The organism is Streptococcus oriscaviae, from assembly GCF_018137985.1.
GTDB lineage: Bacteria > Bacillota > Bacilli > Lactobacillales > Streptococcaceae > Streptococcus > Streptococcus oriscaviae.
On the sequence record NZ_CP073084.1, the window covers coordinates 1,812,406 to 1,828,538 of the forward strand.

At 43.1% G+C, this 16,133-nt stretch carries 14 protein-coding genes; 12 read left to right on the forward strand and 2 right to left on the reverse strand.

Going from position 1 to position 16,133, the window contains the following annotated elements; translation table 11 throughout:
• The first annotated feature begins 116 nt into the window (after positions 1-116).
• From INT76_RS09185 to INT76_RS09195, 3 genes are read left to right on the forward strand one after another with little or no spacing between them, the layout of a single operon-like run.
• On the forward strand, positions 117-773 hold the full coding sequence (locus INT76_RS09185; RefSeq protein WP_136671748.1) for a hypothetical protein: 657 nt from the start codon (positions 117-119) through the stop codon (positions 771-773).
• Positions 751-1,626 (forward strand): serine/threonine-protein kinase, encoded by an 876-nt coding sequence (locus INT76_RS09190; RefSeq protein ID WP_212570131.1) that lies wholly within the window; start codon positions 751-753, stop codon positions 1,624-1,626. The genes INT76_RS09185 and INT76_RS09190 overlap by 23 nt, the downstream gene beginning before the upstream one ends.
• Positions 1,627-2,826, forward strand: a complete 1,200-nt coding sequence (locus tag INT76_RS09195; RefSeq protein ID WP_212570132.1) for a hypothetical protein — start codon at positions 1,627-1,629, stop codon at positions 2,824-2,826.
• Positions 2,827-3,228: 402 nt separating this feature from the next.
• Here the strand turns inward: INT76_RS09195 and rpmG are convergent, their stop codons facing one another.
• Together rpmG and rpmF are read right to left on the reverse strand one after the other, a co-directional pair.
• Positions 3,229-3,378, reverse strand: a complete 150-nt coding sequence (rpmG, locus tag INT76_RS09200) for a 50S ribosomal protein L33 (RefSeq protein ID WP_002262412.1) — start codon at positions 3,376-3,378, stop codon at positions 3,229-3,231.
• A gap of 15 nt (positions 3,379-3,393) precedes the next feature.
• A complete protein-coding gene (rpmF, locus tag INT76_RS09205; protein ID WP_018166715.1) occupies positions 3,394-3,576 on the reverse strand; it encodes a 50S ribosomal protein L32 in 183 nt (60 codons plus the stop codon).
• 300 nt (positions 3,577-3,876) lie between these two features.
• Here rpmF and hisS point away from each other — a divergent pair, with 300 nt between their 5' ends.
• The 9 genes from hisS (at position 3,877) to fni (ending at position 16,130) form a co-directional block, all read left to right on the forward strand.
• Positions 3,877-5,181 (forward strand): histidine--tRNA ligase, encoded by a 1,305-nt coding sequence (hisS, locus tag INT76_RS09210; protein WP_212570133.1) that lies wholly within the window; start codon positions 3,877-3,879, stop codon positions 5,179-5,181.
• Between the two features lie 400 nt (positions 5,182-5,581).
• Positions 5,582-8,230, forward strand: coding sequence for a bifunctional acetaldehyde-CoA/alcohol dehydrogenase (gene adhE / locus INT76_RS09215; RefSeq protein ID WP_212570134.1), 2,649 nt, complete (start codon positions 5,582-5,584; stop codon positions 8,228-8,230).
• 160 nt (positions 8,231-8,390) lie between these two features.
• Positions 8,391-8,756 (forward strand): PH domain-containing protein, encoded by a 366-nt coding sequence (locus INT76_RS09220; protein WP_212570135.1) that lies wholly within the window; start codon positions 8,391-8,393, stop codon positions 8,754-8,756.
• Positions 8,757-8,872: 116 nt separating this feature from the next.
• Entirely contained in the window at positions 8,873-10,360 is a 1,488-nt protein-coding gene (gene thrC / locus INT76_RS09225; protein WP_212570136.1) for a threonine synthase, read from the forward strand.
• Positions 10,361-10,405: 45 nt separating this feature from the next.
• Complete coding sequence (locus tag INT76_RS09230; protein ID WP_212570137.1) at positions 10,406-11,701, forward strand: MATE family efflux transporter; 1,296 nt, start codon at positions 10,406-10,408, stop codon at positions 11,699-11,701.
• Positions 11,702-11,993: 292 nt separating this feature from the next.
• Positions 11,994-12,920, forward strand: coding sequence for a mevalonate kinase (gene mvk / locus INT76_RS09235; protein WP_212570138.1), 927 nt, complete (start codon positions 11,994-11,996; stop codon positions 12,918-12,920).
• Between the two features lies 1 nt (position 12,921).
• A complete protein-coding gene (gene mvaD, locus INT76_RS09240) occupies positions 12,922-13,953 on the forward strand; it encodes a diphosphomevalonate decarboxylase (protein WP_212570139.1) in 1,032 nt (343 codons plus the stop codon).
• Positions 13,950-15,029, forward strand: a complete 1,080-nt coding sequence (locus INT76_RS09245; RefSeq protein WP_212570140.1) for a phosphomevalonate kinase — start codon at positions 13,950-13,952, stop codon at positions 15,027-15,029. Before mvaD ends, INT76_RS09245 begins: the two co-directional genes overlap by 4 nt.
• 9 nt (positions 15,030-15,038) lie before the next feature.
• Complete coding sequence (gene fni, locus INT76_RS09250) at positions 15,039-16,130, forward strand: type 2 isopentenyl-diphosphate Delta-isomerase (RefSeq protein ID WP_212570141.1); 1,092 nt, start codon at positions 15,039-15,041, stop codon at positions 16,128-16,130.
• The last annotated feature ends 3 nt before the right edge of the window (positions 16,131-16,133 follow it).

Sequence of the window (16,133 nt, forward strand, 5' to 3'; positions counted from 1 at the left end):
CCTCTTTTTATATTGTTTAAATGACATTTTTATAAAATTTTACTTGATTGGCAATGAAAAGGTTCAATGAAACACTAAAAAGATGTTATAATATACAAGTTAGGAGTTGAGAATAAATGTTTTTAACTGAATTTGAGTTAGTGGATTCGTTTATAAAATTTTCAAAGAAAAACAAAAAATTCTATATTAGAGAATTGCCAACAAATTTTGGAAGACCAGATATTATTGAGTTATCAATAAACACGTCGCTATTAGAAAAAAGGCTTCTTAATTCTAATATCCCTCACATACAGAGGGTAGATACATATATACTTTCTTATTTAAAAGGAAAGTCTTATGTGAAGAAGGAAACAGTTTTACGAAACTTAAATCTAGAATTACCTATTTTAAACTCTTCTTTAAGTCGGCTAATGAACAGAGATATGATAGATATTGATGGAAATCTCATAAAATTAAAGAGCATTAACGACCTTCTCTTTATTTCTTCTTTATCAGTTTATGAAGCTAAATTGACAAATTGGAAATATGTTATTGAGCAAGCTGAGCGTCATCTTTGGTTTTCAAATCAGTCTTTTATTTTGTTGCCGGAATTATCAGAAGATATACAGCAGAAAGCTAAGGAGCTAGCACATAGAAGAGGGGTTGGAGTAGCTGTTACGAGTAACCATAAAATTATTTTTAAAACAAAAAATAGGAAAAATAAACTAATAAACACACCACTTCTTTGGGAAATAAATGAAGGGATAGTAGATGGAAAATTTAAGATTGAATAACGATGATTTTTTTAGACTTGTATTAGATAAATTGTTTCTTACATATCCGGATTTAGAGATAAATCCTAACCCTATTGGTCACGGTGGTATGAAAACAGTTTATCAAGCTTTCGATAAGAGTTTAAAGAAGAATTTAGTTATTAAAATAATTAAGTTTACGAGCGATGATGGCGAGAAGAGAACAAAAAGAGAGATTGATATTTTAAAATTATTATCATCAAGATATTTTCCAGTAATTTTGGATACTCAGATAGTAAAGATTGGACAGCAAGAAATCTTTATAATTCTTGAAAGTTTTGTCACTGGAAAAACTTTGAGAGAGTTTAATAAAAGCGGCCTAGCATTTGAAGAAGCTGTTATAATTGGGAAGGAATTACTAGAAGCATTGGCTTTAGTTCACCAAAAAAAATTAGTTCATAGAGATGTGAAGCCCGAAAATATAATGATTACAGAAAATGGAGAGTTAGTGTTGTTAGACTTTGGAATCGCAAGAGATTTAACAGATGATTCAATAACTTCTGACTTAGCCATTTTTGGGCCGATGACAATTGGTTATGCAGCCCCAGAGCAAGTTGCAAATAAAAAAAAGTTGATTTCGGAGAGAACAGATTTATTTTCATGGGCTGTTGTATTATATGAACTATTAACAGGAACAAATCCTATAGTACAAGGAGAAATCTCAAAGGAGAGAATTTTACAAAAAACATTAAAACTTTCTCCGGATTCGGTTGACTTTAATAATATTCCAGAAGAATTAAAATATGTTATAAAAAAGAATTTATCTCCGGTAGTACATAAACGTTCTAGTTCGGCACTTGAAATATTAGATTTTTTAAAAAGGAAAGGTTACTAGATGAGAATGATTTTACAGCAGGGCTACGGCATGATGGCTCTGAATAAAGAATTTTCTGGCAAATACAACAATATTGAGGTTATATTGTCTCCGCGAGCTCTGCAATCAGGACAACGGCCTCAAAGATTGAAAGAGCACGCTAATGAAATAAAGAAGAACGGCGGGAAGATTTTATTTGACCCGCAATTTTACCAACCAAGGACAAACTTAGATAAAATTTTGAATTTTCCCTACTTTGAACAATTAGATTATAAAACAACTTCATTTACTGGTGAAGAAGCAAAGCAATTTTCAAAAAATGTCATCAATTTTCAAAAAAATACATTGGGTGTAGATGAATATATTATTCCAGGAACATTTTCTAACAGTTTTAGTGAAGATTGGATACAACAACAAGAAGACCTTATGTACGGTGGTTTATCGAGCGATATTGATGGCGTTTTTTATCAGACTATTTCAATTGGAAGTGATTTTGTGTTAGACGAGCGGTTTAGCGATTTTATTGGATTTTTAGTTTTATCTAAGGTCGATGGCTACTATTTAACTTTAAGGAAACCAAACGAAGAACCTTTTGTATCAAATTCAGTTTATTTATACAATCTTTTGGACGCAATACTTAGTCTAAAGTTATCTGGGAAAAAGATTATTATAGGTTATGCTAATCCACAAGATTTGATGTTTGCATCGGTTGGACTTGATGGGATTGCAACTGGGAACTATCAAAATGTTAGAAATTTTAATCCAGATATGTTTTTTATGGATGAAGAAGAGTCTATAAAGCGGAGAAGTACTTGGTATTATGATAATAATACGTTCAGTGAGTTTAAACCCGAGCAGCTAGCACTAGCACAGAATAGAGATAAGTTACATCTATTCCAGCCTTCAAATGATTATACTGCTGAATATTTGGGAGCAAATCCTATAACGTCATATTTATGGAATGAGAGCATGAATTTTAAGAATTATCTTTATAGTATGTACTTGAACTGTAATGATATTTCTTCTAGTACAAAAAAATTTAGCTTTGTTGAAAGTATGTTTTTGGAAAAAGAAAAAAATTTAAAAACTCTTTTTGAGAATGGTATTCGAGAAGGGAATAGAACTTTTAGAGCTGATGCATTTGAAGCTACTTTATCTGCATTTTCTGCAATCAAAAATGATAGAGAGGAAGATATAGAAGAATTAGAGTTATTGGTCTAAGAGAATTACTCATGACAGTTGAAATATTTGTCAAGCTATAATTTGGAAAGATTCTGACTAGATTCAATATCAAATATCAATTGAAAAATTAGAATCATTAGATATTGAGGACACCTGATAATCCCAAAGATTTTATCTATACAAAAATAAAAAAACATAAGGTTTGACATAATTATAATAAATGAACTATTCCAAATAGTAGAGTTTTTGTTATATAAAAGGAACACCTCATTCGAAGTGTTCCTTTCATTATCTGCATGTTCTACTTAAATTTTATTATCTAAAAAATGTAGAGAAAATTGTAGAGTTTCAATTGATTTGTACTGCAATGTAATGAAAGTTCATCTTTCAAAAATCGCTTAAAATCAAGGTTTCTACCGCCTATTGACGTGTAGTGAATCCCTATTTCACCTCAGTAAAAATCACGTGTTTGCGCAATTTTGGTGAGTATTTTTTCAATTGAAGACGGTCTGGAGTGTTGCGTTTGTTTTTTGAAGTAAGGTACAAGCGTTCACCAGATTCTTTGTGTTCAAGTGTAATGTTTACGCGCATGGTATCTCCCTTCTATTATTCAGCTGAAGCTGCTTTTTCGATCTTACGTCCCTTGTAGTATCCTTTCAAAGATACACGGTGAGAACGTGAGTAATCTCCAGTTGTTTCATCAAATTTCACAGTTGGAGCTGCTACTTTGTAGTGAGTGCGACGTTTGTTTTTCTTCGCTTTTGAGGTGCGACGTGCAGGTACTGCCATTTTCTTTATTTTCCTTTCAAGTGTATGTTTTGGCTTTCGCCAACTGTAACAGTATATCAAAACTTTTTTGTAAAGTAAAGTTACTTGACACGATTTTTTTCATTTTTTTGAGAAATAGCAGAGCATTTATGGTAAAATAAGGAGATTACAAGTGGTCTGGACGAGTGTTTGTTTCAGACTTATATTTCAGAAAGGAATATGCACAGACAAAACCTTGTGTAAAAAAACAAACCATACGGAAGATCGAGATGGATACGATTTGTTTTTACCTTGCATTCGACATCTGTTGCATTTTAAACGATGAAACTTCAAAAACCAAAAGGAACTCAGGACATTCTTCCGCAGGAGTCTGCCAAGTGGCAGTACGTGGAAGGTTTTGCGCGCAAGCTTTTTGCCCAATACAACTATGCGGAAATTCGCACGCCCATTTTTGAGCACTATGAGGTCATCAGCCGCTCCGTTGGGGATACAACAGACATCGTGACAAAGGAGATGTACGATTTCTACGATAAGGGCGACCGCCACATCACCCTTCGTCCAGAAGGAACAGCACCAGTTGTCCGCTCTTATGTGGAAAACAAGCTCTTTGCCCCAGAAGTGCAAAAACCCTCTAAATTCTACTATATGGGCCCTATGTTTCGCTACGAGCGTCCGCAAGCAGGTCGTCTGCGCCAGTTCCATCAGATAGGGGTGGAATGTTTCGGCTCCAGCAATCCAGCGACCGATGTGGAAACCATTGCAATGGCCTACCAGCTATTTGAGGAGCTGGGGATCCAGCAAGTTACCCTCCACCTCAACAGCCTGGGCAATCCAGAGAGCCGCGCAGCTTATCGCCAAGCTCTGATTGATTACCTCACTCCGCTCAAGGACCAGTTATCTAAGGACAGTCAGCGCCGCTTGGAGGAAAATCCTCTTCGTGTCCTAGACTCTAAGGAAAAAGAAGACAAGCAGGCGGTGGAGAATGCTCCCTCTATTTTGGATTATCTGGATGAGGAAAGCACCGCTCACTTTGAAGCGGTCAAGTCCATGTTGGATAATCTGGGGATTTCCTATGTCATTGACAGCAATATGGTGCGCGGTTTGGACTATTACAACCACACCATTTTTGAGTTTATTACCCAAGTAGCAGATACCGAGCTGACGATTTGTGCGGGTGGTCGCTACGATGGTTTGGTAGAGTATTTTGGCGGGCCTGCCACGGCTGGTTTTGGCTTTGGGCTAGGGATTGAACGCCTTATTCTGGTTCTTGACAAGCAAGGAATCAGCCTTCCACTAGACACCCAGTTGGATGTTTACATTGCAGTCTTGGGTCAGGAGGCCAATAGCGGAGCGCTGGAGCTGGTTCAAGCTTTACGCAGACAAGGATTTAAAGCCGAACGTGATTATCTGGATCGCAAGCTCAAGGCCCAATTTAAATCAGCAGATGTTTTCGGCGCAAAATGTATCATTACGTTGGGGAGCAGCGAAATCGAGACAGGTCAGGTGCTCGTTAAAAACAACCAGACCCGGACACAGCTGGAAACAAGCTTGGCCCAAGTAAAGAGCGATTTCCAAACAATTATGGATCAATTAGCTGAGTCTAAGATAAAAAAACTTCTCCTCTAAAGAAAAACAGAGATTCACGTTTTGTGTGAGTCTCTGTTTTAGTTTTGAGCCCCTTCTGAGGTGCTGCATCAGGATAATCTGCCTTATAACTCCTGATTACCTGTTCAAGACCTATCTCTGTTTTTCGGATGAGTAGCAGGAGTTTCCTGCTGCTCTTTTTTCGGATAAAAGAGGGAGAATTTCCTTGTGAAAGAAAAAAAGTTCGGAAAAAAAGTTCACAAAGAAAGCAAGGGAAAGCTATGTTTTAGCCGGATTTGCAGAGTAAGTTCACAAAATAGGAAAAATAATTTGTGAAATATTTAACAAACACTTTACAAGAACGAAAAAATAGTGTAGAATGTTTTTGTGAAAAAGTTAACAAAGTTTGTTGACTAGAAATTAAACTATTGGAGGAAACCAAATGGCTGAGAAAAAAGTATCACCAGAAGAAAAGTTGCTAGAGGCTCGCGCACATGTTGATGAGCTTGTTCAAAAAGGGTTAGTTGCCTTGGAGGAGTTCCGCCTGCTTGACCAAGAACAAGTGGACTACATTGTAGCTAAAGCATCTGTGGCAGCTCTTGATCAACATGGTGTTTTGGCTCAACATGCTCATGAAGAAACTGGCCGTGGTGTCTTTGAAGACAAGGCGACAAAAAACCTCTTTGCTTGTGAGCACGTTGTTAACAATATGCGTGGTGTTAAAACAGTTGGCGTTATCGAAGATGATGAAGTGACTGGTTTGACCTTGATTGCTGAGCCAGTTGGTGTTATCTGTGGGGTTACTCCAACAACCAACCCAACTTCAACTGCAATCTTTAAATCATTGATTGCTTTGAAGACTCGTAACCCAATCGTCTTTGCCTTCCACCCATCTGCACAAGAATCATCTGCTCACGCAGCGCGCGTTGTGTATGAAGCAGCGGTAGCGGCAGGTGCGCCTGAAAACTGTATCCAGTGGATTACAAAACCATCAATGGAAGCAACTTCTGAATTGATGAAACACGACGGTATTGCAACGATTCTTGCGACCGGTGGTAACGCTATGGTGCGTGCAGCATACTCATGCGGTAAACCAGCTCTTGGTGTAGGTGCCGGTAACGTACCAGCCTATGTTGAAAAATCTGCAAACATCCGTCAAGCAGCTCACGACATCGTAATGTCTAAGTCATTTGACAATGGTATGGTCTGTGCATCTGAGCAGGCAGTTATCGTGGACAAAGACATCTATGATGAATTTGTGAATGAATTCAAATCTTACCACACTTACTTCGTCAACAAAAAAGAAAAAGCGCTTCTGGAAGAGTTCTGCTTCGGCGTGAAAGCAAACAGCAAGAACTGTGCAGAAGGTAAATTGAACGCTGATATCGTTGGTAAACCTGCAGCTTGGATTGCTGAGCAAGCTGGTTTCAAAGTACCAGAAGGCACTAACATTTTGGCGGCAGAAGTAGCTGAAATCGGTGAAAAGGAGCCTCTTACTCGTGAAAAATTGTCACCAGTTATCGCTGTCTTGAAAGTTGAAGGCCGTGAAGAAGGTCTGGAAGCAGCTCGTCAAATGGTTGAATTCCACGGGCTTGGTCACTCTGCAGCTATCCACACAGAAGATGCAGACTTGGCGAAAGAATTTGGAACACGCGTGAAAGCTATCCGTGTTATCTGGAACTCTCCATCTACCTTCGGTGGTATCGGTGACGTTTATAACGCCTTCCTTCCATCTCTTACTCTCGGATGTGGTTCTTATGGACGTAACTCAGTAAGTGACAACGTAAGTGCCCTTAACTTGCTCAACATCAAGAAAGTAGGAAGACGGAGAAACAATATGCAGTGGTTTAAAGTTCCAGCGAAAATTTACTTTGAACGTGACTCAATCCAATATCTCCAAAAAATGGCAGATGTTGAGAAAGTCATGATCGTAGCCGATGAAATGGTTGTGAAGCTCGGCTTTGTTCAACGCGTTATCGAACAGCTTCAATTGCGCTCAAACAAGGTGATGTATACAGTCTTCTCAGACATCGAACCAGATCCAGACATCACAACTGTTGAGCGTGGTGCAGAAGCGATGAAAGCCTTCAAACCAGACACAATCGTTGCTATCGGTGGTGGTTCTGTAATGGATGCTGCGAAAATCATGTGGTTCTTCTATGAGCAACCAGAAGTGGACTTCCGTGACTTGGTTCAAAAATTCATGGACATCCGTAAACGTGCCTTCAAGTTCCCAGAATTGGGTGAAAAGGCTAAGTACGTTGGTATTCCAACAACATCTGGTACCGGTTCAGAAGTAACACCATTTGCCGTTATCTCAGACAAGAAGAACAACCGCAAGTACCCACTTGCAGACTACTCATTGACTCCAACCATCGCGATTGTGGATCCAGCCTTCGTTATGAGTGTGCCAGACTTCGTAGCAGCAGATACTGGTATGGACGTATTGACCCACGCGACAGAAGCCTATGTGTCAACAGTTGCCAATGACTACACAGACGGTTTGGCTCTTCAAGCAATCAAGTTGGTATTTGAAAACCTTGAAAAATCTGTTAAAGAAGCAGACTGGACTTCTCGTGAGAAGATGCACAACGCTTCAACAATGGCAGGTATGGCCTTTGCCAACGCCTTCCTAGGTATTTCTCACTCTATGGCTCACAAACTTGGTGGACGTTTCCACACAGTTCACGGTCGTACCAACGCTATCTTGCTTCCATACGTTATCCGTTACAACGGTACTCGTCCAGCTAAGACCGCTACATGGCCTAAGTACAACTACTACCGTGCGGATGAGAAGTACCAAGACATCGCAAAAATGCTTGGACTTCCAGCTTCAACTCCAGAAGAAGGTGTAGCATCTTACGCTAAAGCTGTTTATGAGTTGGGTGAGCGCGTCGGCATCAAGATGAACTTGAAAGACCAAGGCGTTGATGAGAAAGAACTCAAGAAATACTCTCGTGAGTTGGCTCTTCTTGCCTACGAAGATCAATGTACACCTGCTAACCCACGCTTGGCAATGGTTGACCATATGCAAGAAATCATCGAAGATGCTTACTATGGTTACAAAAAGCGTCCAGGTCGTATCAAATAATCACCTCTAATAATCTAATTTCTCGTCAGTCTTCGATAGACTGATGGCCAAGACTCCCTGCTTGAGTAGGGAGTTTTTGTATGGGCGCTTGCTTTTTTGAAGGAGCAAAATACAGACAAGCCTATGATATAATAAGTCTAGATTATTGAAGGAGGCCGTTATGGCAGAAATAAGCACGCTTGCTTGGACCTTTATCAAAGAATGCCCAACTCCGACGGATGTTTCCCACCTTTTGTTAAAAGGTGAGGAAGTGAAAGCGGCATATGAAACGATTCGTGATAAGGCCCTATTTACCAACAAACGTTTGATTGTCCGTGATGCCCAAGGACTGACAGGAAAGAAGATTGAAACCTACTCTCTCCCTTACAGCTCCATTTTGATGTGGTCAACAGAAAATGCGGGCAATTTCTTGGACTTTAGTTCTGAAGTGCAACTCTGGACCAAGATAGGCAAAATAAAAATCCATCTGAAAAAGGATATTGACCTTCTTGAGCTGGATTGTCTCTTTGCAGAAGTGATTTTGTAAGGCAAAAAAGTGTAAAATAAGGAGAAACCGGACTTTTGTCTGGTTTTTTGTAATATATTGCCAATTTTCTGTCAAATTGTGGTAAAATGGATAAAATATGATTTTTGGGGAAGAACATGACACTAGTTTATCAATCAACACGCGATGCACACAATCGAGTTTCTGCTAGTCAGGCTATCTTAGAAGGCTTGGCAGCTGATGGTGGTTTGTTTACGCCTGTCAGCTATCCGCAGGTGGAGCTGGATTTCAACAAACTCAAGGACGCTTCTTATCAGGAAGTGGCGAAATTGATTTTATCTGCATTTTTAGATGATTTTACCTCTGAGGAGTTGGATTACTGTATTGAGAACGCTTATGACAGTAAGTTCGATACACCGGCTATTGCTCCTGTGGTCAAACTTAAGGGGCGGTATAACTTAGAACTTTTCCGCGGCTCGACGATTGCCTTTAAGGACATGGCCTTGTCTATCCTGCCTTACTTTATGACCACTGCCGCGAAAAAACATGGTCTGAAGAACAAGATTGTTATTTTGACGGCTACTTCTGGTGATACAGGCAAGGCTGCGATGGCTGGTTTTGCGGATGTTCCAGGAACAGAGATTATCGTCTTTTATCCGCGTGACGGGGTATCCAAGGTGCAGGAGTTGCAGATGACGACGCAACTTGGCAACAATACTCATGTGGTCGCTATTGACGGGAACTTTGACGACGCTCAGACCAATGTGAAGAACATGTTTAATGATGAGGAGCTTCGCGCCAAGTTGGCAGACAAGAATTTGCAGTTCTCATCGGCCAACTCGATGAATATCGGTCGCTTGGTGCCACAGATTGTCTACTATGTTTACGCTTATGCTCAATTGGTCAAGAGTGGAGATATTCAGGCTGGTGACAAGGTCAATTTCACGGTTCCAACAGGCAACTTCGGAAATATTCTGGCGGCCTATTATGCCAAGCAAATCGGCCTTCCTGTCGGCAAGTTGATTTGTGCTTCCAACGACAACAATGTTTTGACAGATTTCTTTGCGACAGGTGTTTATGACAAGAAACGGGCTTTCCGCGTGACGACCAGCCCATCGATGGACATCTTGGTGTCATCCAACTTAGAGCGTTTGATTTTCCATCTTTTTGGAAATGATGCTGCAAAGACTGCTGAGTTAATGGCAGCCTTGAATACAGTGGGGCAGTATGACATTCAAGGAGCTGACGCGGATATTCTATCTCTCTTTGATGCGGCCTTTGCGACAGAAGCTGAAACGGCTGCTGAAATCAAGCGTGTCTTTGAGGAGTCAGCTTATATCGAGGATCCGCATACGGCCGTGGCTTCAGCTGTCTATAAACAGTATGTGGAAAAAACGGGAGATCAAACTCCGACGGTTATTGCTTCAACAGCTAGTCCGTACAAGTTTCCGGTTGTTGCCGTGGAGGCTGTTACAGGCGAGTCAGGCTTGACAGATTTTGAAGCCCTTGCCAAGCTTCATGCCATCTCAGGTGTTGCTGTTCCGCCAGCAGTTGATGGTCTTGAAACAGCTCCAGTCCGTCACAAGACGGTGGTAGCAGCAGATCAGATGCAAGCGGAAGTTGAGCGGTATCTGGGACTTGAATAAAGATAGGAAAAGGGGCGGAAACGCCCTTTTGCTTTACGGAGAGATATGAAAAAAAGATACAAGGATATTTTGCAGATAGCCCTGCCGGCTATGGTAGAAAATATGTTGCAGATGTTGATGGGGATGGTGGATTCCTACCTAGTAGCCTTTTTGGGATTGGTTGCTCTGTCTGGTGTTTCTGTCGCCAATAATGTTCTAGCTATCTACCAAGCGATTTTCATTGCCCTAGGAGCAGCTCTTTCTGCCTACTTAGGGCAAACCGTTGGAAAAAAAGACCAGGCTCTTCTTTCTCAACAGTTGACAGAAGGGGTGAAACTGACCCTTTTGCTCAGTCTTATTCTGGGAGTCTTATCCATACTTTTAGGCCCAAATTTGTTGCTTTGGATGGGAGCTGAAAAAGAGGTTGCAGAAGCTGGCGGACTCTATCTGGTATTAGTGGGAGGAGCGGTCGGCTGTTTAGGGTTCATGACCAGTCTCGGCGCTATTTTGCGGGCGACTGGGCGGGTTCGGCTGCCCATGTATGTCAGCCTCTTGTCCAATCTGCTCAACGCCCTCTTGTCTGCTCTGGCTGTTTTCGTTCTGAAGGCTGGTATTGCAGGGGTGGCTTGGGGAACCATCCTATCCCGTCTTATCGGTTGCTTGATTCTCTGGTATTTTGTAAAAATTCCTTTGGGCAAACCGAGCTGGAAGTTGGATAGGCAGTTGTTGCGTCTGGCCCTGCCTGCAGCTGGGGAACGCCTGATGATGCGGCTAGGAGATTTGGTGGTGGTAGGGATGATTGTTAGCCTAGGTACGGCTGTGGTAGCAGGAAATAGCATCGGTGAAACCTTGACCCAGTTTAACTATATGCCCGGCTTGGGTCTTGCTACAGCAACTATCATCCTGACTGCTCAGGAAAAAGGTCGTGCAGATTGGCGCGAGATTCGTGCGCTAGGACGGGCTAGTCTGTTTCTTGCGCTCCTTTCCATGGGCTTGGTTGGGCTGTTGATCTTTGTTGGTCGTCAGCCGCTTCTTGCCCTCTACACGACAGATGCACAAGCTACGACGGCGGGTCAACTGGTTATTTTATTTTGCTTGATAGGCTTGCCGGCAACAGCCGCAACTCTAATCTTCACCGCCCTTTGGCAAGGCTTGGGGAATGCCAAACTCCCTCTTTATGCAACGACAATCGGGATGTGGCTGGTAAGAATTGTTGGGGCTTATATTTTACTGACGGTTTTTCAGTTGGGTCTTGCAGCTATCTGGATTGGAACGATTGTGGACAATGTGTTCCGAGCCGTTTTCTTATCACTTTGTTTCCGGCGGGAACTGAGAAAACATGGGGAAGGTCTATTAAACTGAGGAAGTTGATGCCAATCGACTTCTTTTTTAGTGTCAAAAATAGCGACAGCCTGCCTAACAAACAACAATGCCAGTGGCAAGTTAGAAAGTTTTCAGCTCATTTCCAAACTCTTGCGGAAGAATGGCTATTTTCTTTTTTCAATTGTCTATAAAATGATATAATATGAGTGATTGCTTAAGAAGAAGGATTAGAACGGCCTTTTTGGTGAAAAGTCTTGACAAAGTTGAGAATAAGAAAAGATAGGAGCCCTCAATCCTGTGAACGATTCACTAGGATTGACAAGGAGAGAGTATGCAAGCAGTTGGAAAAGCAACAGGAAAAATTATTTTAATGGGGGAGCATGCAGTGGTCTACGGTCAACCAGCCATCGCTATGCCTTTTTCTGCTGTTGAAATTGTCGCAACAGTAAGCTCTAAAGGAGAGGCTCTGTCGGTAACCTGTGATTTTTATCAGGGCTTGGTGCATGAGATGCCCAAGATTTGGGAGAGTCTCAAGCATGCCATCCGCTTTTCTCTCTATCGCATCGGGGCTCCGACAGATCCGGCTATTCATGTGGAAATTCGCTCAACGATTCCAGCAGAGCGGGGAATGGGCTCCAGTGCGGCAGTGGCGGTAGCAGTCGCCCGCTCTCTCTTTGCCTATTACAAAAAGGAGCTGACCGATCAGGAGCTTTGGGATATTGTTCAGTCCTCGGAGAAAATTGCCCACGGAAATCCGTCAGGAATTGATGCGACGACTACCAGTGGAAAATCGCCTGTTTTCTTTATCAAGGGCCATCCAATCCAACCCTTGACTATCCAGCTCGATGCCCATCTAGTGGTGGCCGATACAGGAAAAACAGGGCATACCTTGGAAGCCATCACCGATGTGGCTGTCTTGTGGCGGCAAAAAAATGAGGTCAAAAATTGGCTTGAAGCCTTGGGGGAGCTGACCCTGGGAGCCAAAGAAGATTTGGCAGAAAATCGTGCAGAAAGTCTAGGCAACAAGATGAACCAAGCCCACCATTATCTTCAGCAATTGGGAGTTTCAGATGAGCAACTGGATCATCTGGTAGCTGTTGCTAGGCAGACAGGTGCTCTGGGGGCCAAGTTGACAGGAGGCGGCCGTGGTGGCTGCATGATTGCACTAGCCAAGGATCAAGAAGCAGCTGATAGGATTGTTGCAGCCCTGCAGGAGGCAGGTGCCAAACAGACTTGGATTCAATACTTAGGAGAATAAGATGACTCAATCAATCGGCATCGCGCGTGCCCATACCAATATTGCCCTGATTAAATACTGGGGAAAAAGGGACAAGGAATTGTTTTTACCGATGAATTCCAGTCTATCTCTGACACTGGATGCCTTTTATACGGATACCAAGGTAGTTTTTGATACAGAATTGACTGCGGACAGCTTTTCATTGAATCAAAAAGAGCAGTCGGAAAAAGAAATTGAAAAAATTTCTCGTTTTTTGAATTTATTTCGCGAATATATAGGTGAGAAGCGTTTTGCTCGAGTTGAAAGCCTCAATTTTGTACCGACAGCAGCAGGTTTGGCAAGCTCGGCTTCTGCTTTTGCGGCCCTAGCCTTGGCAACCGCAAGTGCCTTGCAGTTGGATTTGTCCATGGAGCAGTTGTCCACTTTTGCCCGTAGGGGGTCAGGTTCCAGCACTCGCAGTTTGTTCGGCGGATTTGTTGAATGGGAGATGGGTACCTGCTCAGAAGATTCACTTGCTCGGCCGATAGATCCGGCAGACTGGGATCTTGCTATGCTGGTGCTGGCAGTTGATACCAGCCAGAAAAAGGTAGCCAGTCGGGAAGGGATGGATCATACAGTTGCGACCTCTCCCTTTTATCAGGCTTGGGTTGACACTGCTAAGGCGGACTTGGCTGCCATTAAAAAAGCGATTGCGGAGCGAGATTTTGATAAGGTTGGTCAGATTGCGGAGCATAACGGTATGAAGATGCATGCGACCACTCTTTCAGCCAATCCACCATTTACCTATTGGAATGCAGGCAGCTTACTGGCCCAAGAGGCTGTTCGGCAGGTGCGGCAAGACTTGGGAGTTTCAGCTTATATGACCATGGATGCAGGCCCTAATGTCAAGGTTCTTTGCAGAGCAAGTGATGTGGACAAGTTAGTTGGAGCACTCAGCCAACACTTTCCTGCTGATAAGATAATCACTAGTCTGCCAGGAAAAGGGGCTAGTCAGTTGACCGAAGCAGACTGGCAAGCTTCGCTGGAGCGCTTTGGGGCAGGTGGACAACTATGATTAGCCAAGCAAGTGCGTCAGGAAAACTCTTTCTGGCAGGTGAATACGCAGTTGTTGAGCCTGGTTATCCAGCGGTGATTGCTGCGGTCAATCAACGTCTATGGGTGCGCATCGCGCGTGCAGACGAGGGGCGGATCCATTCTAGCCAGCAGGCCAATCTAACCCTAAACTGGATACGAAAGGGCGACCAACTGGAAGTGCAGGGTGAGAATCCCTATCGCATCATCAGTACCGCCATGCAGCTAGTAGAAGATTATCTCCGTGCTCTAGGGCAGGCGGTTGAAGGCTACTACTCACTCACGGTCACCTCTAGCTTGGATGATGCAGCAACAGGCACCAAGTATGGACTAGGGTCATCAGGAGCCGTCACAGTCGCAAGTATCAAGGCCTTACTGGATTACTATCACCAAGAAAGTCAGCCCCTGTTGGTCTTCAAATTGGCTGCCCTCTGTCAGATGTGCTTACAGATGACCGGCTCCTTCGGAGATTTGGCGTCGTCCAGTTTTGAAGGATTGATTGCTTATCACTCTGTTGATAAGGTCTGGTTAGCGCAAAAAATGGCAGAGCTTTCTCTGCCAGAACTCTTGGAGGCTGATTGGCAGGGCTTGTCCATCCAGTCCCTCCAATTACCAGCAGAGCTAAGACTCTTGGTCGGTTGGACAGGTAAGGCTGCGTCAACGGAAAAATTGGTCACTCAGATGCAGCAACAAGGTCAGCAAGCAGATAAGACGGCCTACCGAGTATCCTTCCTATCTGCAAGCAAAGCCTGTGTCCACAAACTGGTTGCTGCCTGTCAGGCTGGATCCGCTCACGAGGTAGAAGAAGCAATTTTAGAAAATCGCAGACTCTTGAGAGAGTTTGCCCGAGAAATGGGACTTGTGATTGAGACCCCGCTACTGAGCCGGCTCTGTCAATTAGCACTTGATAAGGGAGCGCCAGCTAAGTCCTCGGGAGCAGGCGGCGGTGACTGTGGCTTTTGTCTGGTGACCAGCTCTAAGCAGCAACAAGAAATATGTCAGGCTTGGCTAGAAGCGGGAATCCAACCGCTTGATCTAGCTATAACCTATGGAGAATAAGGAGAACCTATGATTGATAATCGAGCCCATGGAAGAAACAGAAAGGACCAGCATGTAGAACTGGCCAGTCAACAATTTACCTATCAATCTGCCAAGGATTTTGAAGAAACACGCTTTGTCCACCAGTCACTACCAGAGATGAAGATTAACGATGTGGACATTTCAACCACAGTAGCTGGTTTGGAATTTGCGACTCCCTTCTTTATCAATGCCATGACAGGTGGTAGCAAAAAAACTAGAGAAATCAACCGTTTACTGGGAATTATGGCTCATTATGGGAAAATTGCCCTAGCTTCCGGCTCCGTCAGCGCTGCCATCAAGGAGCCTTCTGTTGCAGAGAGCTTCTCTGTCATGCGTCGAGAAAATCCATTCGGTATCATCTTTGCTAATTTGGGAGCTCACCATGACCTTGAAAATGCCAAACGGGCGGTCGATTTGCTCGAAGCCAATGCGCTTCAAATCCATATCAATGCCCCCCAAGAAGTCATTATGCCAGAGGGTGATCGTGACTTCTCCATGTGGCTGAAAAATATTGAAACCATCGTTCGAGAATTGGAAGTGCCCGTTATCGTCAAAGAAGTGGGCTTTGGTATGAGCCGTGAAACGGTGGCCCAGCTGGCTTCAGTCGGTGTTCAGACTGTGGATATTTCAGGAACAGGTGGCACGGATTTTGCCAAAATTGAAAACAATCGTCGCACCATTAAACACTATGATTTCCTAGAGGGGTGGGGGCAATCAACGGTTATTTCTTTGGTAGAAGCCATGAGTCTGCCAAAGGAAGAACGACCTCAACTCATTGCTTCTGGCGGTATCAAGAACCCGTTGGATATTGTGAAGTCACTAGCTTTGGGAGCTGATCTGGTTGGAATGTCCAATCGCTACCTTCAATATGTGAAAACGGGCAAGATTGACCTTATGGAAGATGCTCTTCGTGACATCCAGCTCCACAGAAGACAGCTAGCGTCCATCATGACCCTTGTGGGGGCTAAAAATATTGAGGAACTACGAACCAAGGATTTGATTCTCGGACCGGATGTTCAAAACTGGTGTCAGGCCCGCAGTATTGATTGGCAATCCTATGCCAATCGCTCACGTCAATAATAT

What these genes read in the sequence shown, in the direction of transcription:
- INT76_RS09185 (WP_136671748.1), top strand. Translation starts at nt 117, where the DNA reads ATGTTTTTAACTGAATTTGAGTTAGTGGATTCGTTTATAAAATTTTCA.
- INT76_RS09190 (WP_212570131.1), top strand. Translation starts at nt 751, where the DNA reads ATGGAAAATTTAAGATTGAATAACGATGATTTTTTTAGACTTGTATTA.
- INT76_RS09195 (WP_212570132.1), top strand. Translation starts at nt 1,627, where the DNA reads ATGAGAATGATTTTACAGCAGGGCTACGGCATGATGGCTCTGAATAAA.
- rpmG (WP_002262412.1), bottom strand. Translation starts at nt 3,378, where the DNA reads ATGCGCGTAAACATTACACTTGAACACAAAGAATCTGGTGAACGCTTG.
- rpmF (WP_018166715.1), bottom strand. Translation starts at nt 3,576, where the DNA reads ATGGCAGTACCTGCACGTCGCACCTCAAAAGCGAAGAAAAACAAACGT.
- hisS (WP_212570133.1), top strand. Translation starts at nt 3,877, where the DNA reads ATGAAACTTCAAAAACCAAAAGGAACTCAGGACATTCTTCCGCAGGAG.
- adhE (WP_212570134.1), top strand. Translation starts at nt 5,582, where the DNA reads ATGGCTGAGAAAAAAGTATCACCAGAAGAAAAGTTGCTAGAGGCTCGC.
- INT76_RS09220 (WP_212570135.1), top strand. Translation starts at nt 8,391, where the DNA reads ATGGCAGAAATAAGCACGCTTGCTTGGACCTTTATCAAAGAATGCCCA.
- thrC (WP_212570136.1), top strand. Translation starts at nt 8,873, where the DNA reads ATGACACTAGTTTATCAATCAACACGCGATGCACACAATCGAGTTTCT.
- INT76_RS09230 (WP_212570137.1), top strand. Translation starts at nt 10,406, where the DNA reads ATGAAAAAAAGATACAAGGATATTTTGCAGATAGCCCTGCCGGCTATG.
- mvk (WP_212570138.1), top strand. Translation starts at nt 11,994, where the DNA reads ATGCAAGCAGTTGGAAAAGCAACAGGAAAAATTATTTTAATGGGGGAG.
- mvaD (WP_212570139.1), top strand. Translation starts at nt 12,922, where the DNA reads ATGACTCAATCAATCGGCATCGCGCGTGCCCATACCAATATTGCCCTG.
- INT76_RS09245 (WP_212570140.1), top strand. Translation starts at nt 13,950, where the DNA reads ATGATTAGCCAAGCAAGTGCGTCAGGAAAACTCTTTCTGGCAGGTGAA.
- fni (WP_212570141.1), top strand. Translation starts at nt 15,039, where the DNA reads ATGATTGATAATCGAGCCCATGGAAGAAACAGAAAGGACCAGCATGTA.